The organism is Methylobacterium sp. B1 (assembly GCF_000333255.1).
Classification (GTDB): domain Bacteria; phylum Pseudomonadota; class Alphaproteobacteria; order Rhizobiales; family Beijerinckiaceae; genus Methylobacterium; species Methylobacterium fujisawaense.
Genome location: NZ_BACT01000279.1, coordinates 1 through 23,431 on the forward strand (window position 1 = coordinate 1; position 23,431 = coordinate 23,431).

The 23,431-nt window shown below is 69.6% G+C and carries 29 protein-coding genes, 1 tRNA gene and 1 riboswitch; of the genes, 19 read left to right on the forward strand and 11 right to left on the reverse strand.

The features are described from left to right. From I53_RS08000 to nikA, 7 genes are all read right to left on the reverse strand, one after another. Positions 1 to 1,261: TonB-dependent receptor plug domain-containing protein (locus I53_RS08000; protein ID WP_251982255.1), on the reverse strand; the 1,261-nt coding region annotated here is incomplete at its 3' end. 2 nt (positions 1,262 to 1,263) lie between these two features. Beyond that, on the reverse strand, positions 1,264 to 1,725 hold the full coding sequence (nikR, locus tag I53_RS08005; protein ID WP_043348899.1) for a nickel-responsive transcriptional regulator NikR: 462 nt from the start codon (positions 1,723 to 1,725) through the stop codon (positions 1,264 to 1,266). After that, entirely contained in the window at positions 1,725 to 2,516 is a 792-nt protein-coding gene (locus tag I53_RS08010) for an ATP-binding cassette domain-containing protein (RefSeq protein WP_043348902.1), read from the reverse strand. Before I53_RS08010 ends, nikR begins: the two co-directional genes overlap by 1 nt. Beyond that, the gene (locus I53_RS08015; protein WP_043348903.1) at positions 2,513 to 3,295 is read right to left on the reverse strand and encodes an ATP-binding cassette domain-containing protein; all 783 of its coding nucleotides are present in this window, start codon (positions 3,293 to 3,295) and stop codon (positions 2,513 to 2,515) included. Before I53_RS08015 ends, I53_RS08010 begins: the two co-directional genes overlap by 4 nt. After that, positions 3,292 to 4,143, reverse strand: a complete 852-nt coding sequence (gene nikC, locus I53_RS08020; protein WP_085987635.1) for a nickel ABC transporter permease subunit NikC — start codon at positions 4,141 to 4,143, stop codon at positions 3,292 to 3,294. The genes I53_RS08015 and nikC overlap by 4 nt, the downstream gene beginning before the upstream one ends. After that, positions 4,140 to 5,084 (reverse strand): nickel ABC transporter permease subunit NikB, encoded by a 945-nt coding sequence (gene nikB, locus I53_RS08025; protein ID WP_043348966.1) that lies wholly within the window; start codon positions 5,082 to 5,084, stop codon positions 4,140 to 4,142. The genes nikC and nikB overlap by 4 nt, the downstream gene beginning before the upstream one ends. A gap of 11 nt (positions 5,085 to 5,095) precedes the next feature. Then, positions 5,096 to 6,670, reverse strand: coding sequence for a nickel ABC transporter substrate-binding protein (nikA, locus tag I53_RS08030; protein ID WP_043348906.1), 1,575 nt, complete (start codon positions 6,668 to 6,670; stop codon positions 5,096 to 5,098). Positions 6,671 to 6,962: 292 nt separating this feature from the next. Next, positions 6,963 to 7,172, forward strand: a riboswitch (cobalamin riboswitch). 118 nt (positions 7,173 to 7,290) lie between these two features. Between nikA and I53_RS08035 the strand changes: the two genes are divergently transcribed. The 7 genes from I53_RS08035 (at position 7,291) to I53_RS08065 (ending at position 14,165) form a co-directional block, all read left to right on the forward strand. Then, complete coding sequence (locus I53_RS08035; protein ID WP_043348908.1) at positions 7,291 to 9,261, forward strand: TonB-dependent receptor domain-containing protein; 1,971 nt, start codon at positions 7,291 to 7,293, stop codon at positions 9,259 to 9,261. Between the two features lie 8 nt (positions 9,262 to 9,269). Continuing rightward, positions 9,270 to 10,103 (forward strand): ABC transporter substrate-binding protein, encoded by an 834-nt coding sequence (locus tag I53_RS08040; RefSeq protein WP_043348911.1) that lies wholly within the window; start codon positions 9,270 to 9,272, stop codon positions 10,101 to 10,103. Next, entirely contained in the window at positions 10,100 to 11,146 is a 1,047-nt protein-coding gene (locus I53_RS08045) for an iron ABC transporter permease (protein ID WP_043348913.1), read from the forward strand. Before I53_RS08040 ends, I53_RS08045 begins: the two co-directional genes overlap by 4 nt. Further along, a complete protein-coding gene (locus tag I53_RS08050) occupies positions 11,143 to 11,958 on the forward strand; it encodes an ABC transporter ATP-binding protein (RefSeq protein ID WP_043348914.1) in 816 nt (271 codons plus the stop codon). Before I53_RS08045 ends, I53_RS08050 begins: the two co-directional genes overlap by 4 nt. Then, the gene (locus I53_RS08055) at positions 11,936 to 12,901 is read left to right on the forward strand and encodes a hypothetical protein (RefSeq protein ID WP_043348917.1); all 966 of its coding nucleotides are present in this window, start codon (positions 11,936 to 11,938) and stop codon (positions 12,899 to 12,901) included. Before I53_RS08050 ends, I53_RS08055 begins: the two co-directional genes overlap by 23 nt. 11 nt (positions 12,902 to 12,912) lie before the next feature. Then, the gene (locus I53_RS08060) at positions 12,913 to 13,443 is read left to right on the forward strand and encodes an AAA family ATPase (RefSeq protein ID WP_043348918.1); all 531 of its coding nucleotides are present in this window, start codon (positions 12,913 to 12,915) and stop codon (positions 13,441 to 13,443) included. A 410-nt stretch (positions 13,444 to 13,853) separates the two neighbouring features. Then, a complete protein-coding gene (locus tag I53_RS08065) occupies positions 13,854 to 14,165 on the forward strand; it encodes a hypothetical protein (protein ID WP_043348921.1) in 312 nt (103 codons plus the stop codon). A 152-nt stretch (positions 14,166 to 14,317) separates the two neighbouring features. Here I53_RS08065 and I53_RS08070 read toward each other — a convergent pair whose 3' ends face one another. After that, positions 14,318 to 14,923, reverse strand: a complete 606-nt coding sequence (locus I53_RS08070; RefSeq protein ID WP_043348924.1) for a hypothetical protein — start codon at positions 14,921 to 14,923, stop codon at positions 14,318 to 14,320. Positions 14,924 to 15,009: 86 nt separating this feature from the next. Continuing rightward, on the reverse strand, positions 15,010 to 15,606 hold the full coding sequence (locus I53_RS08075) for a hypothetical protein (protein ID WP_148291090.1): 597 nt from the start codon (positions 15,604 to 15,606) through the stop codon (positions 15,010 to 15,012). Positions 15,607 to 15,831: 225 nt separating this feature from the next. Here I53_RS08075 and I53_RS08080 point away from each other — a divergent pair, with 225 nt between their 5' ends. The 10 genes from I53_RS08080 (at position 15,832) to I53_RS08125 (ending at position 20,826) form a co-directional block, all read left to right on the forward strand. Next, on the forward strand, positions 15,832 to 16,041 hold the full coding sequence (locus tag I53_RS08080) for a hypothetical protein (RefSeq protein ID WP_043348928.1): 210 nt from the start codon (positions 15,832 to 15,834) through the stop codon (positions 16,039 to 16,041). Next, positions 16,028 to 16,213, forward strand: coding sequence for a hypothetical protein (locus I53_RS08085; RefSeq protein ID WP_043348930.1), 186 nt, complete (start codon positions 16,028 to 16,030; stop codon positions 16,211 to 16,213). The genes I53_RS08080 and I53_RS08085 overlap by 14 nt, the downstream gene beginning before the upstream one ends. Continuing rightward, positions 16,213 to 17,043, forward strand: a complete 831-nt coding sequence (locus I53_RS08090) for an exonuclease domain-containing protein (RefSeq protein WP_043348933.1) — start codon at positions 16,213 to 16,215, stop codon at positions 17,041 to 17,043. The genes I53_RS08085 and I53_RS08090 overlap by 1 nt, the downstream gene beginning before the upstream one ends. Then, positions 17,040 to 17,429 carry a hypothetical protein gene (locus I53_RS08095; protein WP_043348935.1) on the forward strand — a complete coding sequence of 130 codons (390 nt, stop codon included), beginning with the start codon at positions 17,040 to 17,042 and terminating at the stop codon, positions 17,427 to 17,429. The genes I53_RS08090 and I53_RS08095 overlap by 4 nt, the downstream gene beginning before the upstream one ends. A 75-nt stretch (positions 17,430 to 17,504) precedes the next feature. Then, positions 17,505 to 18,065, forward strand: coding sequence for a hypothetical protein (locus tag I53_RS08100; RefSeq protein WP_043348937.1), 561 nt, complete (start codon positions 17,505 to 17,507; stop codon positions 18,063 to 18,065). Between the two features lie 150 nt (positions 18,066 to 18,215). Beyond that, complete coding sequence (locus I53_RS08105; RefSeq protein ID WP_043348940.1) at positions 18,216 to 18,932, forward strand: hypothetical protein; 717 nt, start codon at positions 18,216 to 18,218, stop codon at positions 18,930 to 18,932. Next, positions 18,932 to 19,177 carry a hypothetical protein gene (locus I53_RS08110; RefSeq protein ID WP_043348941.1) on the forward strand — a complete coding sequence of 82 codons (246 nt, stop codon included), beginning with the start codon at positions 18,932 to 18,934 and terminating at the stop codon, positions 19,175 to 19,177. Before I53_RS08105 ends, I53_RS08110 begins: the two co-directional genes overlap by 1 nt. Then, entirely contained in the window at positions 19,170 to 19,784 is a 615-nt protein-coding gene (locus I53_RS08115; RefSeq protein WP_148291091.1) for a hypothetical protein, read from the forward strand. The genes I53_RS08110 and I53_RS08115 overlap by 8 nt, the downstream gene beginning before the upstream one ends. Beyond that, positions 19,784 to 20,170 (forward strand): hypothetical protein, encoded by a 387-nt coding sequence (locus tag I53_RS08120; RefSeq protein ID WP_043348946.1) that lies wholly within the window; start codon positions 19,784 to 19,786, stop codon positions 20,168 to 20,170. The genes I53_RS08115 and I53_RS08120 overlap by 1 nt, the downstream gene beginning before the upstream one ends. A gap of 182 nt (positions 20,171 to 20,352) precedes the next feature. After that, positions 20,353 to 20,826: a hypothetical protein gene (locus tag I53_RS08125; RefSeq protein WP_043348948.1), complete on the forward strand. Its 474-nt coding sequence runs from the start codon at positions 20,353 to 20,355 to the stop codon at positions 20,824 to 20,826. A 51-nt stretch (positions 20,827 to 20,877) separates the two neighbouring features. Here I53_RS08125 and I53_RS08130 read toward each other — a convergent pair whose 3' ends face one another. Both I53_RS08130 and I53_RS08140 read right to left on the reverse strand, forming a co-directional pair. Further along, positions 20,878 to 21,447 carry a metallophosphoesterase gene (locus I53_RS08130; RefSeq protein WP_043348950.1) on the reverse strand — a complete coding sequence of 190 codons (570 nt, stop codon included), beginning with the start codon at positions 21,445 to 21,447 and terminating at the stop codon, positions 20,878 to 20,880. A gap of 702 nt (positions 21,448 to 22,149) precedes the next feature. Further along, positions 22,150 to 22,226, reverse strand: a tRNA-Met gene (locus I53_RS08140). Between the two features lie 259 nt (positions 22,227 to 22,485). Here I53_RS08140 and I53_RS08145 point away from each other — a divergent pair. Together I53_RS08145 and I53_RS08150 are read left to right on the forward strand one after the other, a co-directional pair. Beyond that, on the forward strand, positions 22,486 to 22,941 hold the full coding sequence (locus I53_RS08145) for a CHRD domain-containing protein (RefSeq protein WP_043348956.1): 456 nt from the start codon (positions 22,486 to 22,488) through the stop codon (positions 22,939 to 22,941). Between the two features lie 74 nt (positions 22,942 to 23,015). After that, entirely contained in the window at positions 23,016 to 23,354 is a 339-nt protein-coding gene (locus I53_RS08150; protein ID WP_043348958.1) for a hypothetical protein, read from the forward strand. Positions 23,355 to 23,431: the final 77 nt, after the last annotated feature.

The window sequence follows — 23,431 nt, forward strand, 5'->3', positions numbered from 1 at the left end:
GGAAGTTCGAGCGCAGGTAGAGCGTCCGCCTGTCAGTGCTCTCGCGCTCAAAGCCGAGAAGCAGCGTGTGGCTGATCCCGCCGGTGTCGAAGCGCCCGATCAGGTCCGCCTGCCCGACCGCGACGTCCCAGCGATAATCGCGCACGTTCCGGTCTCGGGCCACCGTCCGGTTGTCGGAGGCGATAGAGCGGATCTCGGCAGACTCGCCGTCCAGGGTTCCGGTGGCGAAGTGCGTCGCCAGCCGCATCTGCCAGTCCGCGTTGAAGCGGTGGTCGATGCGCGCCTGGAGGATGTTCTGGCTCTGGTAGGTGCTCTGTCCCGGCTCCCCGAGGAAGCGCGAGATCGGCAGGAAGCCGAGCTGCTTGTTGATGGCGATCACGCCCCGGTCGAAGATGATCCGGTTCCGCTGGATGTCGGCCTCGACGGTGATGCGCGTGTCCGGCGTGATCTGCCAGCTCACCACCGGAGCGACGAGCAGCCGGTCGCTGTCGACGAAGTCGCGGAAGCTTCCTGCGCCCTGGGCCGCGAAGTTGAAGCGGTAGAGGACGGTGCCGTCCTCGTTGAGCGGACCACCCGCGTCGACCGTCCCGCGGGTCAGGCCGAACGAGTCGACCTGATTGCCGAACTCGACGAAGCGTTGTGCGGTCGGCTGCTTGGTGATGATGTTGACGAGCCCGCCCGGATCGCTGCGTCCGAACAGGCCGGCGCCAGGGCCTTTCAGAACCTCGATGCGCTCGATGTTCTGCGCGTCGGGCGGGGGCGGCGTGCCGCGGTTGAGGGGGAAGCCGTTCTGGTAGATCTCCGAGGTGGTCACCCCGCGGATGGCGTAGCTGAAGATGCTCAGGCCGCCGAAGTTGTTCTGTTGCGCGACGCCCGGCAGGTAGTTAAACACCCGGTCGACGCGGGTCGCGGCGAGGTCGGTGATGACCTCGCGCGGCGCGACGGAGACGACCTGGGGCACGTCCAGCTGCGGCGTGTCGATCTTGGTGCTGCTCACCGCCCGCCCGGCACCGAAGCCCGGCGTCGGTCCGATCTGGCCAATCGTGCCGGCGGCGGTCGTCGTGCCGGCCGGGGCGCCAGTCCCAACTGCCTCAACCGACAATTCATCCAGCGCGACGCTCTCCTGCGCCCGTGCCTCGCCCACTGGCGTACCGGCGGAGAGCACGGCCGCCAACGCGAGGCCGGTGCCGCTTCTCGTGCGATGCGGCGGCCGGGTCAGTCGCCGACGGACAGGGGCACGGGTCGGATCGAGCGCGCGCATCGTCACGTCCGGATATGCTCGTGTGGATGGGGCGCGTGCCCGTGCGGGTGGTCCACGACCTCGATCTGCGCTGGGATGATTGACAGGCTGTCGTGGCGCACGCCGCGCTGCGTCGCGATTGCGTCGACGAAGGCGTGGATCTCCCGGACACGCCCACGCAGGACGAGGGTGTGCAACGCCGCTTCGTGGTCCAGCGGCACCTGCACCTGCGTGATGACGAGGTCATGCCGTGCCCGCTGTTCCTCCGCGAGGCGCTGCCCGAGGTCGCGCACGCCGGCTTCCGCCACGAAGCTGAAGGTCGCCACGCAGGCATGGTCGGGGTCGCGCTCCCGGCGCGCCTCCGCGAGCCCTCGACGCAGCAGGTCGCGCATCGCCTCCGAACGGCCTGCGTAGCAGCGGACCTCGGCGATCCGGTCGACCGCTTCGACGAGTTCGTGGTCCAGGGTGACGGTAATCCGCTGCATCAGCTTGCAACCACTGGGAAGGCCGGGAGGACGGCGTCGACGAGCTCGCGCGCGGCCGGATGCCCCAGCGCAAGCCTCGGTCGGCACGGCGACGCGTCGACGATCCGCCCGGCGTCGAGAACGACAACCCGATCCGCGAACCGGCGCGCCAGACGGATGTCATGCGTGACGAGCAGGAACGCGGTTCCCTGTTCACGTCGCAGGACAGCGAGGCGGTCGAGGATCTCGATCTGCAGCGGCGCGTCCACGTTCGAGACCGCCTCATCGAGCACGATGAGCGCAGGTCGGGTCGCCAGCGCCCTGGCGAGGCCGACGCGCTGCACCTGGCCGCCGGAGAGCTGGCCGGGGAGCCGCCCGATCATGGATTGGTCGAGCCCGACTAAAGACAGCAGCGCATGAACCCGGGCTCGCCTCGCCGCCGCCGAGAGGCCGGTGAGATGCCGCAACGGCTCCGCAATCGTCCGGCCTATTTTGTGTCGTGGGTTCACCGCCGAGAGCGGGTCCTGGAGAACCATCTGAACCGCCGACCTGAAAGCTCGCCGTCCAGCGTCGTCGAGCCCGGCCAGACCCAATCCGCGGAACCGCACGACACCGGCAGAGGGTCGTTCCAGGCCGAGGAGGAGGCGGGCGAGCGTGCTCTTGCCGGAACCGCTGCGTCCGATCAGGGCGACGCACTCGCCGTCCTCGATGGCAAACTCGACATCTGCGAGGACGGGTCGAGGCGTGCCGGGGCGCCAGCCAGTGCCGGCGTAGACTTTGCCGAGCCCATGGGCGGACAGGAGGGCCGTCATGGCGCGGCCTCATGGAGGGCTTGATGGGCCGCGAGCAGCGCCCGCGTCTCCGGTCGGTCCGGCCGTGCGAAGACTGATGCCGTGTCGTCCGTCTCGACGATCCGTCCGTCCGCCATCACCGCCATGCGATCAGCGAGGCGGGCGACGACGCCCAGATCGTGCGTGACGATCAGGAGGCCGAGGCCTCGGTCGCGCACGAGGGCTGCCAGCAGGTCGAGGATACGAGCCTGGGCGACGAGGTCGAGATCCGTTGTCGGCTCGTCGGCGACCAGGAAGGGAGCCCTCGCGAGCAAGGCGAGCGCGATCATGGCGCGCTGGAGCATGCCGCCCGACATCTGGAACGGGTAGAGGTCGGGTACCTGTGGATCGTCGCCGAGCCCGACGGCCTCCAACGCCTCGCGCATCGCCGCGCGGCTCTCGGTACGCCGGAGGCCCGCAGCCGCGCCGGTTTCACCGGCGTGGTCGCCAATCGTGCGGAGCGGGTTGAAGGCCGAGCGGGGGGCCTGGAGTACGGTGGTGACTGTCCGGCCGCGGAGCTCAGCGGATGCCACCGCCGTGCCATCGAGGTGGACGCGACCAGCGACGCGCCTGGTCCCCGGCGGCAGCGTGTCGAGGAGCGCCGCGCAGGCCAGCGACTTGCCCGAGCCACTCGTGCCGACGAGGGCCAGCACCTCGCCCGTGCGCAACTCGAACGACGCGTCCGCGACCAGCGGCACGGCCTCGGCTCCGCGCCGGGTCTCGACGCGCAGGTTCTCGGCCCGGAGCACGCGCGGGTTCATAGGCCCCGCTCCGCAACCAGCGTCGGATCGAGGCGGTCGCGCAGCGCGTCACCGAGTTGGTTGAACGCAAGGACGGCGACGGCGATCGCGAGCCCTGGCCAAACGACCAGCAGGGGCCGTGTCCAGAAGAAGGTTCGGGCCTCGTTGATCATCACGCCCCATTCCGCGGTCGGAGGCTGCACGCCGAGGCCGAGGAAGGACAGGCCGGCGACGTGGAGGGCCATGTGGCCGACGTCCAGGGTGGCGAGCGCGGCGAGCGGCGGCAGGACCCCCGCCAGCACGTGCTCGATGAAGACCGCCGCCGGCGACGCCCCCGCGATCCGGGCGGCCAGGACGTAGTCGCGCGTCTTGAGTTCGAGGACGAGACCTCGGACGATGCGGGCGTACCAAGCCCAGTGAGACAGGGCGATGGCCGCGATGACGTTGACGAGGCCGGTGCCGAACGCGCCGATCAGGAACAGCGCCAGCACGAAGGTCGGCACGGTGAGGAACACGTCGCACAGACGCATGAGCACGGCGTCGGTCCGGCCGCCGATCATGCCTGAGAGGGCGCCGACCCCAAGGCCGAGTGCGACCACAAGCGCGAGGGCGGCCGCGACGGCGCCAAGCGTCGTCTGGGCACCGGTGATCAGGCGGGACAGGATGTCCCGCCCGAGGTGGTCGGTGCCGAGGGGGTGGACGAGGCTCGATGGCGCGAAGCGGACCGTGAGGTTCACGGCCAGGGGGTCGTGCGGCGCGGCTAGCGGTCCGAGAAGCGCCAGAAGGAGGATTACCAAGGCGACCGCGACCGGGACCGCGAAGGGCCCAAGGCCCGTGCGGGTGGCCTTTAAGGATTCGGACAGCCTCATGCCGCCTCCTCCGCACCCAGCCGAATGCGCGGATCGAGCCACGCGTAGGCGATGTCGACGGCGAGATTGCAGAGGACGAACACCGCGGTCATGACCAGGGTGAAGCACTGGATGACCGGGTAGTCGCGGTTGTAGATCGCCGAGACCGCGTAGCGGCCGACGCCCGGCCACGAGAAGATCGTCTCCACCACGAGGGCGCCGCCCAGGAGCTCGCCGACATGCATGCCGGTGGCGGTCACGACCGGCACCAGGGCGTTGCGGAACACGTGCCGGCGCTGCACGGCTCCCTCGGAGAGCCCGCGCAGGCGCGCATAGAGGACGTGACGCCCACCCGCGGCCTCCAGCATGCTCGCCCGCAGGAGGCGCGCGTTGACCGACAGCGACATCAGGCAGATCGCCAGCGCCGGCATGATGAGGTGGGCGAGCGTGCCTCGGCCCATCGGCGGCAGCCAGCCCAAGGTGACCGAGAAGAGCGCGACGAGGAGGAAGGCGATCCAAAAATTCGGCAGTGAGACGCCGAGCACGGCGATCCCACGCACGAGGCGATCCTGCCAGCCGCCGCGATGCGTGGCCGCCCAGGCGCCCAGCGGCAGGCTGACCGCGATGGTGACGGCGAGCGCGGTCCCGGCCAGTTCGAGGGTCGCGGGCAGGTAGCCGAGGAGCTCAGGCAGGACCGGCCGGCGCGTGACGTAGGAGAGGCCGAAGTCACCCTGAAGCGCACGCCAGAGCCAATCGAGGTATTGGACGACGAACGGTCGGTCGAGGCCGAGCAGGATGCGTGCGTCGGCGAGGGCGGCGTCGGTCGGCGGGATCTGCGAGAGGCGCAGGTAGTCGAGGGCCGGGTCGCCTTGGCCAAGACGGAGCATCACGAACACGAGGATCGACACGCCGAGCAGCATCGGCGGGATCAGCGCGAGACGCACGGCGATGAAGCGGAGCATCGGCATGCCGGTCACCGGGCCGCCGGCCGCATCGCCGCGAAGGGGATCTCGTTGATCGTCGCCCCGAAGCCGACGCCCGCGATGGTCGGGCGATGGACCTCAATGGCCACGGAGTGAGAGATCGGCAGGTAGATCGCGGCCTCGTGGAGGGTAGTCAGCAGCTTGGCATAAAGCCGTCGGCGCTCAGTCTCGTCCGTCGAGGCGAGGACTTCCGCGATGGCCGCGTCGATGCCGGGCTTCTCCGGCAGCCCGACCTGCGCCTGATAGTCCGCGTGCGACGGGGTGCGCATCGAACTGATGAAGGAGGCGGGATCGTAGGGCGGCCCCCAGGTCTCGCCGAAGATGAGGCCGAAGCGGCCGTCCTTCTGGCGGGCCAGGATCGAACTCTCCTCCTCGCCGATCAGCCGGCTATCGATGCCCACGCGCCCAAGGTCGGCCTGGAGAACCTCGGCAATCGCCCGCTGCTGAGCGTTTGTACCGACGAAATCAACCTCGACGGCAAGGCGGCGTCCGTCCTTCGCACGCACGCCGTCACGCCCAAGCGTCCAGCCGGCTGCATCGAGCATGCGGGAGGCCGCGGCCCGGTCGAAGCCGTAGGGCTTCAGCCCGACGTCGGCGTACGGCACGCGCGGCGCAAACAGGAAGTCCGCGCGCGGCTCGATCCCATCGAGTACCGTCCGGACCAGCGTGTCCTTATCGACGGCGTGGTTGATGGCGAGGCGGACCGCCCGATCATCTGTCGGGAAGCGCGCGGAGTTCATCGCGAGCACCCGGGTCGCCAGCGGCGGCGAGACCGCTGAGGCGAAGTTCGGGGCCATGTCTCGAAGTCGGACGAAGGCTTCCGAAGGAATCTGTCCGCCCGCGCCGTAGACGAGGTCGATCTCCCCCGTCTGCAGGGCGATGACGCGGGTGTTAGGATCGGGGATGACCTTGACGACGAGCCGGTCGAAGATGGGTCTCGGGCCCCAGTAACCCGGGTTGCTCTCGAACGTGTCGGAGACGCCGAGCTGGGTGTCGACGAGCCGCCACGGCCCTGTGCCGACCGGCGCCCTGATGTTGACGGCCGTCGTACCGCCGGGGCCCATGGCCTTCGGAGACAGGAACCGGAAGGGCCGCGGCAGGGAAAGTTCGAGCAGTGTCGGGTAGTGCGGCGCCTTCAGGACGAGGCGGAACGCCAGAGGCCCAACAACTTCTGTGCGTTCGATCTGCTGGACGAGATCGAGCCACGCGTGCCGCGGGCGGTTGGCCAGGATCGCGTCGAAGTTCGCCTTGACCGCGGCCGCGTCGAAGGGAACCCCGTCGCTGAAGGTGACGCCGGGGCGCAAGACGAAATCGTAGGTCCGCCCGTCCTCAGAGATGTTCCACGAGGTCGCGAGCCAGGGCTCGACCGATCCATCATCGCGGTACTTTACCAGAGGCTCGTAGAGGCTCGCCTGCGCGAACATCTGGTTGGGCGCGTAGAGGTGCGGGTTCAGCGGTCCGACGTTCGAGGGCCACGAGTAGGTGAGTTGCCCGGCGGCTGTCTGGGGCGGTCCGAGGAAGCTCGCCGCCAACGCGGCGACGGCGAGGGTCGCCGACTTGGTCATGTATGGGTCGCGGTATGAGGATCGTTGCCGAACGTCATACACTGCCCAAGCTTGACCGTGAACCATTTCCTACAGGGTGTTCACCGCGACCGAGGATTGGACACCCTTCGCAGAGGTGTTCAGCACGCCCCACCTCAATCCTATGATAGCCCGGCGGACGTTCGTCGCTTGGCGAGGGTGTGAATTCAAAACGGATCGGCGGAAATCCACCCTGCTCAGACATCGATTGACGCCTCAAAAGCCACACATCTGAACAATGTGCTTCCGTGCGTTGACGGATAGATGCACCGCAGCTTAGCTTGAGCGTGACGGTTCCCCTCGGGGATCAAAAGGGAACGCGGTGAGGTCACGCCCGTGAGGGCTCGACCGATGCCGCGGCTGCCCCCGCAACTGTAAGCGGCGAGTCCTTCATCACCACGTCACTGGGCGGCCTCGCCCGGGAAGACGATGAGAGGGCGACGACCCGCGAGCCAGGAGACCTGCCGTCAGCCGTGGTCACACGCGGAGCTTGCCGGGCGGGGTGTCCTGGGAGGTGTCGCGGCGTCGTGGTTCCTCGGAGGACGCGACCGCCGAGGCCTCGTTCGCGGTGACGTGCCACAGCCGTCCCCCGAGGCCGTCCCGTGTCCTGTTCCGTCCCTTCCGCGCTTCGGCGCAGCCTAGCGCTGTCCTGCGCCGCATCCGCGCTGCTCGTCTCCATTCCCGCCCGCTCGCAGCAGGTCGCCGCGCCCTTCGCCGATGCTCAGGGAGGCGCGCAGGCCGCGGTCTCGCTGTCCGAGATCTCCGTGTCGGCCACCGGCGTGCCGACGCCGATTGCCAACACAGGATCGAGTGTCACCGTGCTCACCGACCGCCTGCTTCAGGAGCAGCAGCGCCGGACGGTGCCGGATGCTCTGCAGCAGGTGCCGGGCCTCAACGTCGTGCAGACCGGCGGCGCCGGCGGCCAGACCTCGGTCTTCATCCGCGGCACCAACTCGAACCACGTGAAGGTTCAGATTGACGGCATCGACGTCAACGACCCCTCGACCCCGAACCGCGCCTTCGACTTCAGCCAGTTGCAGACCTACGACCTCTCGCGGATCGAAGTGCTGCGCGGGCCCCAGAGCGGCCTCTACGGGGCCGACGCCATCGGCGGCGTCATCTCCGTCGTGACCAAGCGTGGCGAAGGGCCAACTCGGGCAATGGCGACGGTCGAAGGCGGCTCGTTCGGCATCTTCAACCAGTTCGGCAACGTCTCCGGCTCGGAGGGGATCTTCGACTACTCGGTGTCGGTCGGCCACATCCGGCAATCCGCCGTGCAGGTCACCCCGTTCGAGCTGCTGCCCCGCGGCGTACCGCTGCGGACCGCCTTCACCGACATCAAGACGGTCTCGACCAAGCTCGGGGCGCAACTCACCGACGAGTTCCGCCTCAACTACGTCCTGCGCTTCTCCGACAGCGCCTACCTCGACCAGGCCGACGGCGGCTTCCCGTACGCGCCGCTGCCGTACCGGAACCTCAACGACCAGCAGCAGCTGATCATGAGGGGCGAGGCCGAGTGGACGCCGGTGCCGGGCTTCCACAACGTCTTCGGCGCGAATTACTCGAAGTTCGACCGCCTGTTCGCCGGCCCGCTCGACCCGCTCGCCCCACCGACGCCCACCACCTACCTCGGCGAGCGAACCCGTTTCGACTACCGCGGCGACTGGCAATTTTCGCCCGGCAACCTCTTCCTGTTCGGGGCCCAGCGCGAGGACGAGCGATTCGAGACGACGGGCATCGACCGGTCCAACGGCAACACCGCCGGCTTCGCCGAGCTTCAGACCACGCCCTTCGCAGGCGCCGCGTTGGTCGCCAACATCCGCCACGACGCGAACGACCAGTTCGGCGGCGCGACCACCTTCCGGGTGGCGCCGAGCTACATCGTGCCCGGCACCGGGACCCGCCTGAAGGGCAGCGTCGGGACCGGCTTCAAGCCGCCGACCTTGAGCCAGCTCTATCAGGACTACCCGGGCTTCCGCTTCTTCGGGAACCCGAACCTGCGGCCGGAGGAAAGCTTCGGATTCGACGGCGGCTTCGAGCAGCCGCTGTTCGACGGCTTCATGACCGTGGGCGCGACCTACTATCAGACCGACTTCAAGAATCTGATCCAGACGGCCTACTACCCGACCTTCTCCACCAACGTGAACGTCGGCCGTGCGACTGCCTACGGCACCGAGAGCTTCGTCGCCCTGCGCTTTAACGAGTTCTGGAGCGGGCGGCTGGACTGGACCACCACGGTGACGAAGGACGAGATCGCCCAACAGGAGCTGCTGCGTCGGCCTCGCAACAAGGTCAGCGCCACCGCGATCTGGAACCTGATGCCGGGCCTGACCATGACCGGCACGCTCATCGTGTTGGGGTCGTTCGTGGACGGCAACCGGGACTTCTCCGTGCCGCGCCTGAAGGCTCCCGGCTTCACGCTGGTGAACCTGTCGGTCAACTACGCCTGGAGCGAGACACTGACGGTGTTCGGGCGGATCGATAACCTGTTCGACCAGCGCTACCAGAACCCCACCGGCTTCCAGGGCCCGGGGCTCGCCGTCTACGGCGGCGTCCGCGTGACGTCGTTTTGAGGTCGCGGATGCCGTCGCGCCTCGTGATCACCTTCGCGGCCATGATGTCCGCCGTACCCATGGGCGCGGCGGCGGCACCCGTGCGGGTGGTCTCGATGAACCTGTGCGCCGACGAGCTCGTCCTGCGCCTGGCCGACCGTGGCCAGGTTCTGGCCGTCACCTACCTCGCCCGCGACCCGCGCGGGTCGACGGTCGCGACCGAGGCGGTCGGGCTGCCGGTGACGCGGGGGCTCACCGAGGAGGTCGTCGCGTTGAAGCCCGACCTGGTCATCGCCGGTGCCTTCACGACGCGCACGACGGTGGGCATGCTCAAGCGCGTCGGCGCCCCCGTGCTCGAACTCGGCGTGCCGGCCGACCTGGACGGCGTCCGCGCCCAGATTCGGCAGGTCGCGGCGGCGCTCGGCCATCCCGAACGGGGCGAGAAGATGGTCGCCGCGCTCGATGCGCGTCTCGCCACCATCGTGCCAGTCAAGCAGCCTATGCGCGCCCTGGTGATGCGTCCCAACGCCTTCACGGTGGCACCCGGCGGGCTCGGGGACGCGCTGATCCGCGCCGCCGGCCTCGTCAACGTCTCGGCCGAGATCGGGCGTGACCGCTTGGGGCAGGTGCCCCTCGAAGCCGCGGCGCTGGCGAACCCGGACCTGATCGTCGTCGATGAAGGAGCGCCGGGCTGGCCTTCCTTGGCCGACACGCTCCTGCACCATCCCGTTTTCAGGGTCCTGGCGCGGACGCATCGGACGGTCGACATCCCGAACCGCTTCTGGACCTGTCCGGGGCCTCAGGTCGCCGAGGTCGTGGCACGGCTCGCCGAGGCTGCGAATAGACGGGCGCTCGGACCATGAACGCCCCCATTTCCGCGCTCAGCCCCGCGGCATCCCGGCGCCTCGGTACGCCGCGAGGCCGGCGCGCCGTCATCGCCATCCTCGGCCTCGCCGTCGTCGCGCTCACGTTCGCCTCCATCGCCATAGGCTACGCGCCCTTCGACGTGCCCGCCGCCTTCGCTGACCTCATCGCAGGCCGCACGACGCTCCCGGCCCTGGTCCTGTGGGAGCTTCGTGTTCCGCGCGCCCTGCTCGGAGCGCTGGTCGGCTTCAGCCTCGGCCTGACCGGCGCCGCGATGCAGGGATACCTGCGCAACCCGCTCGCGGACCCCGGCATCCTCGGCATCTCCTCGGCTGCGGCGCTCGGTGCGGTCGTCGTCTTCTACGGCGGTTTCGCCGCTTCCATGAGCCTTGCCCTGCCGCTCGGCGGCATCGCCGGTGCCGGTATTGCCGCGCTCCTCCTGAACGCGCTCGCCGCCCGCGGCGGCAGCACCCTCGGGCTGATCCTCGCGGGAGTCGGCGTGTCCAGCCTGGCCGGGGCGCTCACCGCGCTGGCACTGAACCTCTCGCCGAACCCCTATGCGGCCCTGGAGATCGTGTTCTGGCTGATGGGCTCTCTCAGCGACCGAAGTCTGGACCACGTGCTCCTGTGCCTGCCGCTGATGGCTGTCGGCTGGGCCCTCATGCTGTCGACCGGCTCCGCACTCGACGCCCTCACGCTCGGTGAGGACACCGCCGCGAGCCTCGGGGTCGGCCTCGTTTCCGTGCGTCTGCGTCTCGTCACCGGTGCGGCCCTGGCCGTCGGCAGCGGGGTCGCGGTTTCCGGCGCCATCGGCTTCGTCGGCCTCGTCGTGCCGCACCTGATGCGGCCGCTCGTCGGTGCCCGCCCCGGCGCCTGCCTGCTGCCGAGCGGCCTCGCGGGGGCGGTCCTGGTCCTTACGGCAGATATCGGCGTGCGCCTGCTCGCCACCCGGCCGGAACTCAAGCTCGGCGTGGTGACGGCGTTGGTCGGGGCGCCATTCCTGATCGTGCTGCTCCTGCGCAGTCGCGGGAAGCGGGCATGAGCCTCGGCCTGCACGACGCCCAGGTGAAGTTGGATGGCCGGGCCATCCTCTCGGACATCGATCTGACCTTTCAGCCGGGCCGCTTCGTCGGGCTGGTCGGCTCGAACGGAGCCGGCAAGACCACGCTTCTTCGCGTCCTGGCGGGGCTGATCACCCCGAACCGGGGGCGGGTCACCCTGGAAGCCCGTCCGCTAGCCGGCATGGGCCGTGAGGAGCGGGCCCGTCGCATCGCCGCCCTGTTCCAGGGTGCGGGGGTCGGCTGGCCGATGACGGTTCGCGAAATCGTGGCCCTCGGCCGGCTGCCGCACCGCCGGGCCTTCGCATCTCCCGCCGAGGCCGACGATGCCGCGGTCGCACGGGCGATGGCGCGCACCGACGTCCTCCACCTCGCCGACCGACCCGAGCCGACCCTTTCCTCGGGAGAGCGCATGCGCGCGTTGCTCGCCCGGGCGCTCGCGGTCGAGGCGCCGTGGCTTCTTATCGACGAACCGGTCACGGCCCTCGACCCAGCGCACCAACTCGACGCGATGACGCTTCTGCGGAGCGTCTCCCGGGACGGCACCGGCGTCGTCGCCGTGCTGCACGACCTGACGCTCGCGGCCAGGTTCTGCGACCGCATAGTCGTGCTGGCCGGTGGCCGCCTCGTTGCCGACGGTACCCCGGAAGAAGCCCTGACCGACGTGCTGCTCGCCAGGGCGTTCGGCGTCACGGCCGAGCGGGGCTGGGCTTCGGACGGAACACGATACATCCTGCCCTGGGCGCGGTCCGGGGCTCAGACGGAGGAACGCGATGACGTCACCAACACAGGCTGACGCGGTCACAACCCTGCTGCAGGAAGCTCTGGCCGACCCCGGCACCGCCTGGATCCTCGGCAGCTTCGGGGCCATCGCCGAGTTCATGCGCGACTCCGACGAGGCCACGTTGCCGCTGCCGGACGGCCGCATGGGTCTTGCAACGGAGCGGGGCGCCATCGCGCTCGCTCCCAGTCCCGACCTGCGTCCGGTGGCCTACGAGACCCCCGTCTCGACCGGCTGGAACCACGCCGTCGCCCTTTGCCTGCCTGAGGCGAGCTGCGCGATGAACCGGCGCGGCGTGGTGACGGAACTCGGCCCGGACCGGGACGCCGCCCGCGAACGGGACCGCGACGCCATCCTGTTCGATCTGGGCCTTGGTCTCTTGGCGGTCGATGCCTGCGTGCGCACGAGCCACCCGGAGGCCATCGCTTGCCTGCGATCCGGCGTCGGACTGCCGCTGTTCGACCTTGCGAGCCCCATCGGTCGCCAACTCGTCGCGCTGAGCCCCCACCGGGTGTTCATCGCCCGGGTCGGCCGCATCGAGGTCTATGCCCCGATCCCGGGCCCTGGCGGCACCAGCCCGGAGGGCCCTCACACCCACGTCCTGCCCAAGCTCCTGCGCGGCGGCCGCACTCATGCGGCGACCACCCCGATTCCGGCAGGCTGGGTTCCCTGTGCCGGCATTCATCCGGCTCACCCCTACAAGGACATGATGGGCCAGCGGATCGCCTTCGACGTGGCCCGGCACGACGCCTTTCAGACCCTCCTCGATCGTTGGGGAGATCCGGACCTGCTCGCGGCCAAGCGCGGCGGGGAGCGCGGCCTGGATAGCCCGGTGTCGAACCGCCACGCGCAGGCGGCTCGCCGCGTCGCCGAGGTCCAAGCGCGCTACCTGCGCGGTGAGACCGTCGAGGCCGACCCCGAGCTCGACGAGGACGAGGACGCCGCCAACCATGCCTGACCCAGCGCTCCATGGACGTTGAGGCACCCCCGCGCCGACAGAGGGTGGTGGGGCTGATCGGGTGCCCCGGCGCGGGTAAGACGACCTACGCGCGCCGGTACGACCCGCTGCAGGGCTGGGTGCACCTCACCCTGGACGACCTGCGGCAGACATTCTGGCCGCCGGACCGTCAGGTCTACTGGCAGGTACGCCGGACGGACTGGGACGAGGGGGCGCGCCGACTGCTCCACGGTGTGAAGGTCGCTGCCCTGGATGCAGCCCTGGCGGCGGGGTTCAGCGTTGTGATGGCCGACACCCACCTGACCCGAAAGGTGTTCGAGGCCGAGCTTGAGGTCGTCGAGCGATACGGTCTCCGGGTCGAGTGGAAGGTGTTCGACCTTTCCTGGGAGATGCTCCTGGCCCGCAACGAGGCCCGCGGTGGGATCGACCCGTCACATCGGCAGCCGGAGACGATCCTGCGGCTGGCCTACGACGCCTTCCGCTCACCGGATGCCTGGTGGCGTTTGCTCCCATCAGATCAGGTCGAACTCATCGAACCTTGAAAGGTACCTGCATCGTCAGCCGACCAGAGCGTCTGCTCCTCGGGGAGCCGTCGCGAGCATCAGAACGGACACAATAGGGTTATTACTGCTAGTGTAGTGCCGGAAAACATGTCCGCTTTCAGGAGTCGCACGAGCGCTTGTGTAGTACCGGCGAAAACCGGCTTTCAGCAGGGAGGGCCGTGGGGGAGGCTCCGTGCTACCTCCACAAGACGTTACAGGATCGCCGCATCGGCGTTACAGACACAGCAAGTAACGGGGCGCTCCCTCACCGCACGAACACCTCCCTGCAGGGGGTCTCGATAGGTGCAGGTTACGTATTCCCGGCCAGGGAAGCGTTTACCGAGGCGCGAATCGGCGCTTGCCTCGATTCGTCGGATGGCGATCTCATGTCTCGACGACAGGAGGCCGCCATGCACGCACACACCATCGCCCAGCACCTCGACGGCAGCCTGCAGCGTCTCGCCGGCGTGGCCTTCACCATGCACCAGGATCGCGTCCAGGCCCGTCAGAAGGCTGCCTACGAGCAGCGCGAGCGGAACCTCACCGCCGTCGGGAAGGTCGCCGCCCGCGTGCAGAGCGACGCGAACTGCATCGCCGACCTGCAGGCGGAGGTCACTCGGCTGCGCGCGGAGAGCGATCAGTGGCGTGTGCGGGCCCTCGGTGCTGAGGGCAAGCTCGCCCGCATGGCCGCCGCGATCCGCTCGATGCGCTCGGCGGCATGACGGAGTGCGCAGAGATGCCGACGTGCGCACGTGAGAGCACGACAAAGTGTGCACGGGGCAAGGCACAATAGGGGCGAACGAGATTTCGGAACAAAAAGAGAGGGCCGTCCCGATTGGGGCGGCCCTCTCTCGTTCGGACGTGGCCGGGGCGGTCAGGCGGCCCGTAGCGTCGTCGTCTCCGGCTGATCGTCGATGAGGTCCTCCAGGATCGCGAGCGTCCGTTCCTGGGGCGTCTTCTCGCGGGCCAGGGCCGGCCCGACGTCCGCCTTCATGATTTCGCCGATGAACTGGACGCGGCCACCGATTTTCGCGAATCTGGGCTCGATGCGCGGCTCCCGGCAGAGCGGCAGGTCAGCGATGGCCCTGACGCCCAGGGCGTGCTCGCCAACCCGGCGCGGTCCGTGCTGCGTCAGACGCCGGAGTTCGGCATCGGAGAGGCTGGCGGCCCAGCGGACGACATCCTCGGGGATCTCCGCCATCGAGGGAGCCGGGTGCCGGCCGCCGCTGACCTTCGACAGGGCGAAATCGAACACATGCTGGCCGACGTCGACGGTGACGAGCGGCAGGGGCGCGCCGCCATCCGCCGGAGGCGTCGCCGCGACCCGCTCCATGGCCTCCTCGACGTCGTCCCCGGCGGGCGGGGAGACCAGGTTCGGCAGGAGGCTCTTCGTCACCCAACGGCCGGCTTCCCAGACCGTTTTTGCCATCGCGGCCATCATCATCATCGCGAGGATGGCCACCTTCTTGAGCGTGCGCATGTCGTGATCCCTTCCCGTTCGTGCGTGGTCCCGGACACCATTCTCCGCGCACGTATGCATCTCACCAGGGCCGCACGTGCGCTTTTTCAGGGGCCCCAGATCCTCGCCGCGGCGGCTCGGGCCTCGGGGGTGTCGGAACGGACGATGGGGAGGCCGGCGGCGGTCATCTCCTCGTAGGAAGGCGCCCTGGCCCAGACCTGTAGCCGCGTCGCTTTCTCGATGACCGCCCAGTAGCCAGACCACTCGGTGCACGTGCCGCCTTCGTAGCCGTGGCCTTCGCGCATCCTCAGGCGGGTCGTTTCGAGGCTCAGCCCGGCGGCCAGGGCGAGCCGCCTGTGCAGGCGGGCCGTGGCACCGGCGGGGTCGAGCGCGTCGGCGGCTTCTTCTACGCGCACGCGCGCGAGGGAACCGTCGGCGCCGAGGCGATGGACGACATGCGAGCCGCCCCAGTAGCCCGCGCCCCGGGATGACGTCCCGGCCGGCGTCGACACGAGGAGCGCCCCGGGCGCTTCCTGCAGCTCGTGGACGGCGACGAGGTTGAGGCCGCGCCCCTCGTAGCGGGCCGGCCTGAGCGGGAAATTGTTGCAGACGTGGCCGGTCGCGCGGTCGGCGAGCTCGGCGGTCCAAAGCCAGCGGCTGGCGGGCAGGCGGGCGGTGATCATCGAACAACTGTAGGCATACACCCCGGGCAATCCAAGTAGATCGACGCGATCTAAGGGCGACACCCGCTCTTGATCCGCTCCCACAAAGACACGGGATCCGCGTATGTGTAGGACTGGCACATGCAGAAACCGCGTATTACTGTTAGACTACTTGCGGACAGCTTCCGACGCGAGCATATTTCACTCTTCACGACTATGCGGGGCGGTTCAGTGCAACGGCGACGGGGAACGCGGCCACTATCGAGCATGACGGTGCGGGAGCGCCTCGTGCACGCCTGTGCCGCTGTCGGCGGTCAGCGGGCCTGGGCGCGGATGCATTCCGTCTCGCCCTCGTACGTCTCGGCCGTCCTCGCCGGCGATGCCGAGCCCGGCCCCAAGATCCTGGAGGTCCTCGGGCTGCGTCGTGACGAGCCGACCTACCGACCCGTCGAGGAGCCCACCGATGCAGACCAGTGAGCCGCCCCGCCCGGCGGCGTCCTACCGCGCCGAGCAAAAAGCCGCCGCGCGCATGCTCGCCAAGATCAACAGGGTGCAGGGCGCGCCCTCGCGCCAGATCGCCCGCGACGTCGAGCGGTTCGAGGCCATGCGCCGCGTGTCCCGCGCCACCGTCCACGGGGGACAGGCCTGATGACCGGCGCCTTCCACCCCGCCGACGAGCTCGCCTACGTGCGCGGGGAGCTCGACCGTCTAACCGGCCGCGAGATCGCCCTGACGCGGGCCCTCGTCGCCGACCGCGAGGCCCGCGTCGGTTCGCTCCACCAGGCCGTCGTCACCCGCGTAGGCAGCCGGGACGCCGTAGACATCGAGCGCCTGCCCGACCTACGCGAGACCCTCCGGCTGCTCTCCGGTCCGGTGCTCTGCGTCGACTGCGAGACGACGGGCCTGCATCCGCTCGACGGCGACCGGATAGTCTCCCTCGCGATCCTCCAGGCCCAGGTCTGCTCGACCACCACGTACGGTTCTGACCGGAGCCCGCAGTGGCAGCACGGCGAGGGAGTTTCGCTCGAATCCCGCACCGCCTACGTGGCCGCGTTCAACCCAGAGGGGCGGAAGTCTTCGCCGGAGGCTCTGGCGGTCCACGGCCTGTCGGATGAGCGCCTCGCCGGGTGCGCGGTGTTCGCTGAGCGGGCCTTCGACATCGAGAACATCTTGGCGGGGCTGGACGAGGAGTTCGGCGCGACGACGGTCGTCGCGCACAACGCCCGCTTCGACGTGGGCTTCCTTGACATAAAGTTCGAGCGCGCCGGCCGGGCCGTGTCGTGGGGTCCCATCGTGGACACCCGGCTCATCTCCAAGATTCTATGGCCCGGGGAGAAGGGCAGCCTGGATGCCCTGTGCGAGCGCCTCGGCGTCGACCGTGGCGACCGCGACCAGCGGCACGAGAGCCTTAGGGTTGCGCGCCTGCTCGCCCTGTGCCTCCCGGGCCTCATCGCGGAGATCCGCCGGAGAGTGGCATGACCCGCACGGCATTCGGGGACGGCCTCGTGACGCTCGACGCGCGCGAGACCCGGTCGCGCCTCGCCGAGGCCCTCGCGACGGCCAAGGCCCACCCCGCCTGGGCCGCGGGCCCTCGCTCCAAAGCTCTGCAGGACGCCGTCGGCAAGGTCGAGCGGGCGCTCCTCATGGCGTCGCGCGAGGCGATCCACGTCCTCGCCGATGCCCTCACGGAGGCCGACCGGCCGCCCACCGCCGCGACCACCGCGGAGGCCCACGCGCAGATCGTCGCCGAACTCGATGCCGACGCTCCGCCGGCGCCGTCGCGATCAGGCTCGCCCCTGCCGCCGCTCGGCCGCGGCCGCGTCACCGTTCCCACGCCGCGACCACGCCTGCCGCCCCGGAAGTGAGATCCCCGTCGGGCGCCAGGCGGCAGTGGCGCCCCACACCAGAAAAGCCCCCCCATCCAGCCCATCGAGACAGACATGATCAAGCGTGAGCATCCCCTGGTGAAGCGACCGCTCGCCGACCGCCCCTACGACGTCGGACACCCCGACCGCCTCCGCTCCGATGGCACCCACAAGCCATTCTGGGATTACCGCGGCGCCGTCATCGAGGGCCGAACGGACACGGAACGCGGGTATTTCGTGTCAGGGCTCGGGATCGCCTTCCCGCCGTACGCCACACTGTCGGAGGCCTGCGACCGCATCGACGAATTCTGCAACCGTCGCGGCGGCCAGCACCGCCGCTTCGCGCAGGATCTCGCGGCCAGCGTGGCGCAATCCATCGAGGCGGAGCCGGTCGACTTCATCGACCACGCCGAGCAGCCCATCCTGCCCACCGACGGGGTCTTCGTCGACTCCCTCGGTTTCAGCATCGGTCCTGTCACCGTCCGGAACCTCGTCCAGCGGGCGATCATCGACGCGTACTTCGCCGGCTATCATGGCGATGGCTTCCACTACGACGACATGGCTGATGAGCTTGTCGCAGCCCTCGCGCGGTCGGGATTCGAGATCGTCCCGACGCCGGCCCTCACCTCGGCCTGACCGGCCCCCGTCGACGCGCCAGGCGGTCAGTGGCGCCCCGACCATCTCAAGCATTCCTCAGAACAGGAGAGCGCCGTGGAGCGCCGAGCTGAAGAAATCGTCATGAACGCCCTGGGGCACGCCTATTTCAGGGGCAAGGCCGGCTAGGGGATGTACGCATCGGCCCTGACCGAGCTCGCGCGTGCACTCGACAAGGACGGGTTCGAGATCGTGCGGAAGCACGGCATGGACTGGAGAGAAATCCTCCGCCGGCGGGAAGCCGAACGGCTGCGCGCTTGGGAGCTCGGGGTCACCCCACCCATGGGGGGTGCGTTCCGTGTCAGCGAGGCACGCCGGACAGGGGACTGGAGCGAGGTCACGGACGCGGACTGGACTGCCTGGGTGAACGCCCTGCGAGATCGGAAAGCCTTCGAATCCTCTGTGCTCGCCGCCATTGAGCGGGATCGCCAGCCCGACGAGGACGCCCCAGGCTACCTCAAGGCCGTCCGCCTCCTGAGGGGCGCGCTCCCGTCCATCAAGGAGATCGACGACGCCCTCGCTGGCTCGTCCCCCGACGGCTCCCAGGGCAATGTCTGGGTGCTCCGCCAGCGCATCGTCGACCGCCGCCCGCCCGCCGGGCCGTTCTGGGGCGAGCCCGAGGCTGTCTCGTTCGAGCAGACGAGCGCCAGGGCGACGGTGGAGATGCCGCCCGGGAAGCGGGTTGGAGCTGGTGTGCACGACCGCGAGGGCGCTGAGGGCGCCGAGGTCCTCGGCGTGTTCTGGACCGATGGCGTCGTGTCGTTCTCCGGCGACGCCGGCAAGATGAAGGAGTTCCTGGACCAGATCGCGCGCCTCGCCCCCATGCCGGCCACGGAGGCCTTCCTCTGATGCGCGCCCTCCTGTCCCTCACATGCGGCGGCCCCGGGCGGGTCGCTACCTCCGCCGGGGCCATCGTCGCGATCTTGGCGGTCGCCTCGGGCAACGGCTGTGATGTCCTACGGGCCGCGTGGGTGACGAGCCTCGTCGCGAGCGGCTTCGTGTTCGCGTTCGCCGTCCTGGCGATGATCGGGGCCGCCACGGGCGTCGTCGACGAGACCCCCGCACCCGCCCCGAAGGAGGCCGACCATGGGTAGCCTCGTTCGTTCCGTGTCGCGGGCCCAGGCGCGGGCGCGGGCATCTAAGACCGCCTCCACCCCGACCCTGGTGATCGGCAAGCCCTACGAGCCGCCGGTGATCAAGGCCGACAAGGGGCTCCTCGGCGGTTCGTGCAACCGCACGGACTGTCAGGCGCCCGGAGCTACGTGGGTCAACGAGAGCAACGGCGCGCACTACTGTCGGTCGTGCGCGCTAGAGATCAACCGTTGGGCACCGTTCCTGGAAGGGCGGCGGCTCTGCGAGCCGCTGAAGCCGGCGGGGCCACGTCACTGCGACGACTACATCGAGGACCCGACCCAGCCCGAATGCCTGCGGCTGTTCCTCGATTACCATCGGCTGCCGGCGTCGGCGAAGTACCCGACGACGGACGAGCGCTTCAACGCGGAGATGGAAGAGCGCCTCGGCTTTCCGATGTGGCGCGCGCCGGTCCCGGTGCTGTTCGCCGACCACGACGGCCGGCGCGTCCGGGTCGTCATGGCGTCCCGGTTCGGCGACGTCGGCATCACGAAGAACCTCGACGCCGAGCACGGTTACGACGTCCGTGTCGCGGTCGAGGATCTCTCCAACTTCTCAGAGGCTGCCTGATGCGCCCCGTCTCTCCCCTCCGCCTGCCGCCCCGGCTGCCCCCCGTCGCCCGGGGCGCCTGCGCCGTCGTCAAGGAGATCGCCGCCCCCCTGCCGGAGCCGGTCGCCTTGGCGCCGGCCGGGGACGCCCCGCTGCAGGAGGTCCTCGCCGTCGAGGCGGCCGCCCTGGCCGACATCGCCGATCCGTCCGTCCTCGCCGCGGCGCGCCGGGAGGCCCGGGCGGCGTCGCTCGTGGCGAACCTCGACGGCGTGATCAGGGGCAATCCCCTCGAGAAACCGAACTCAAGATCGGGCTGCAGCCGGCCAAGCCCCACGAGCGCGCCGAGGCCCTCGGGCGGCGGGGTGCCCGGTGCGCGGGGAGCGCGGCGAGGCTCAGGGCATACCTGAAAGACTACGGGCACCCCCGGCATGGCGAGCTCGTCGATCTCCATGACCGGCTCTACGCCGAGGGGAAGCGCCTGATGGCCGAATCGCGCGCGATTTCGCGCTAGTGCCATGGTGCTATGCTTGGTCCTCAATACCCTGGTCTTCGGGACGGGCGATGCGCCCGCAGGGACAGGGGACAGGACATGGCATTCAGCAGGACGCCCTACGCGGACAGGATCGCCGCCGGCATGTCGGCGGCGGGTGGCGACCGCTTCTTCGCGCCGGGGGCCGCGTACCGCGCCGGGGGATTCGACGAGCAGGCGTGGCAGCGCGAGGTGAACACCGCGCTCCGCGTGTCCAAGCCAGGGCACGAGGTGCGGGTCGAGGTCAGCCTGGAGGGGGAGAAACGCTGGACGCTCTGCCGCGTCTCGGAGGGCCGGGTGACGCCTCTCACGAAAACGCTCCAGCCGGAACACACGAGCATCCAGGCCCTGGAGAGCATGGTCGACGTCAACATCGTCGCGATCCGGCGCGCCTACGTGGACGAGCTCAACCGGCGTACCGAGGAGAAGGCGATGCAGCCCAGGAAGAAGGCGTCGCCCCAGGCCTGCATGCCCAAGCGCCGCCCCCGGGCCGAGGAGCCCGAGGAGGCCGCGGCGCCCGCCATGGGCCGCTGAGGCAACCCACCGTCGAAAGCCAGGGGCCCCGGATCGTCTCCGGGGCCCTTTTCATTCCGCGTCGTCCTCGGGGCGCTGCTCCTCGGGTGGCGTGGGCGTCGCCGCTAGGCGCTCGCGGATCTCGGCGAGCCCGACGGGCCGGTAGCCCCAGCAGTCCAGGCCGACGTCGCAGGACCGGGACGTGCCGGGCAACGCGCCGTGGGAGTGCCCGTACAGGTGGAGGGCGCCCCGCCACGAGCCGTTCCACGTCCGGAGCGCGTAGTGGCAGAGCACGATCCTCGTGCCGTCCACGTGCACCGTCCGCAGGTCCGCCGGCTCGCTGGCCCAGGGAAGCCCGATGTGGCGCGGGCCGTCGTGGTTGCCGATGATCAAGTGCTTCTTGCCGTTGAGGCGCGCGAACACCTGCTGGCACCGCTCCGGCGAACTGTTCATGGCGAAGTCGCCGAGGAAGAACACATCGTTGCCCGGCCTCACCCGGCTGTTCCAGGCGTGGATCAGGTCCTCGTCGTGCCGGGCGATGTCGTCCCAGGGGCGGCCGGACATCCGCAGGATGCCTCGGTGTCCGAAGTGGGCGTCCGCGCTGAACCAGGTCGTCGCGGCGTTGAACGTCTGATGCTTCATGATGGCAGCCTCCGTGGCGGGGCTGCGCGCGCGGCGTCACGCCCCTAGGGGATCGGTCGGTTCGGGGCGTGGGCGCGTATTCGTTTCACGGGGGCCTCTCGGGCGGGGTCGAATCGTGAGGATCGCAGCTCGCGGCGGCGGGTCAACCAGGGCGGCGGGCCGACCCTGGACCGTGGTGAAGGAAGGGTGAAGATCGCCGGCGGCTGGGTTGCGCATAAGGGCGCCAGGCGGGCCCGAAACGGTGATATCTTGAACGTGCGAGGCCCTAACCGTCATATCCTCCGCATAAGGCCGACACGTTGAAATCCAATCCGCATGTTCCTATTTTGTTCACAATGCGGAGATGGTGCATGGACGGTTACGAGTGGATCGCCGAGGCGGCCGCGGAGGAGCGCGACGCCATTGCTCGGGCGCTCGCGGAGGACCTCCTGGGGGCCTCGCGAGGTGGGAGGGGACTCGTGCGGGCCGAGCGCCCGGCGGACCCGGCGCGGGCCCTCGGCCGGGACCGGCGGGAGCGCCGGCCTCAGCGCCGGATCGCTAACCCGTCCGAGATCCGAACTCGGACGGTTCGAGCAGACCCCGTCCGAAACCCGTCCGAGAATGAGAAAGCCCCGGACGGGGGGTCCAGGGCTCGGCGTTCGTCCAGTGTGCTCTAGATCGTCTAAGACCATGTCCAGGCTAAGATAATCGCCCGGGGAAATTTGGTAGCGAGGGAGGGATTTGAACCCCCGACACAAGGATTATGATTCCTCTGCTCTAACCAGCTGAGCTACCCCGCCACGCGGCACGACCGTCCGCGAGGACGATGCGTGCAGTGGCCGCGGTATAGGAAGAGCGGACGCTCGCTGTCAACGGTTTTGGGTGCGCAAAGCGCGTGTCCGGATCGGGCTCGATCCATGTCCCGCCGATCGCGGACGGGACAGCCCGGCTGTCACCGGAAGTCGACCGTCGCCGATGCGGCGGCCATGTGCGGTCCGTCGAAGCCCGCTAGGTTGACATACGGGCCGCCTGAAGGCCCGTCACATCGCGGAGCGTTCGATCACAGCGCGCACGAACCATCGTTGGAACACCAGCCTCGCCGCCCTTCTCGTGCTGGGCGTGCCACTCCTCGCCGGCCCGGCCATCGCGGCGGGCAACGACGCCACCTATCGCGCGGCCCTCACCGGCAGCAGCGAGGTCCCGGCGACCACAGGCGCCGGCACGGGCGACATCACCGCGACCTTCGATCCCGCCGCCAAGCGCCTCAGCTGGTCGGGACGATACAGCGGTCTCACCGGCCCGGTCACGGCCGCCCATTTCCATGGTCCGGCCAAGGCCGGTGAGAATGCCGGCGTGCTGGTTCCGGTGACGGCGGCGAGCAGTCCCTTCTCCGGCGAGGCGATCCTCGACGACGCGAAGGCCGCCGATCTCGCTGCGGGCCGCATCTACTTCAACCTCCACACCGCCGCGAACCCGAAGGGTGAGATCCGCGGCCAGCTGGAGCGCGCGCCCTGATCCGGAACGGCGAGAGCCTCGACGTTCCCGATCGCGCCCGGTAGGCGGATCCCATCCTCCTGCCGGAGCTTTCGATGAAGCAGATCGACGCCATCATCGCCTGGACGCCCCTGCGTTGGGCAGAGCTGAAGCCGGAAACCGCCGGGCAGGTCGTCGTCCTGCCCGCACCCGACACGGCGGGCGAGGCGAAGCGCTACATGATGCGCGCCGGCGCCAGCTCGTCCGCCCTGGCCGCCCTGTCGGAAGAGGCGCGCATCGCCCGCCTCTTCATCGACTTCCAGACCCTCGTGGTCCGCGACGGGATCGACCCGCAGGCGGCCCACCGGGCGTTTCTGACGATCGACGAATATCGGTTCCGCATAGCCCCCGACACCGAGGGTGCGGAGTTCGAGGATCCGCCCGAGGAGGATTAGCCTTCTGCCCGCGGCCGGCCGTTGCGTCGTGCTCACGCAAGCGTGAGAATTATGAATGCACACAGGCCGAAGCCGCC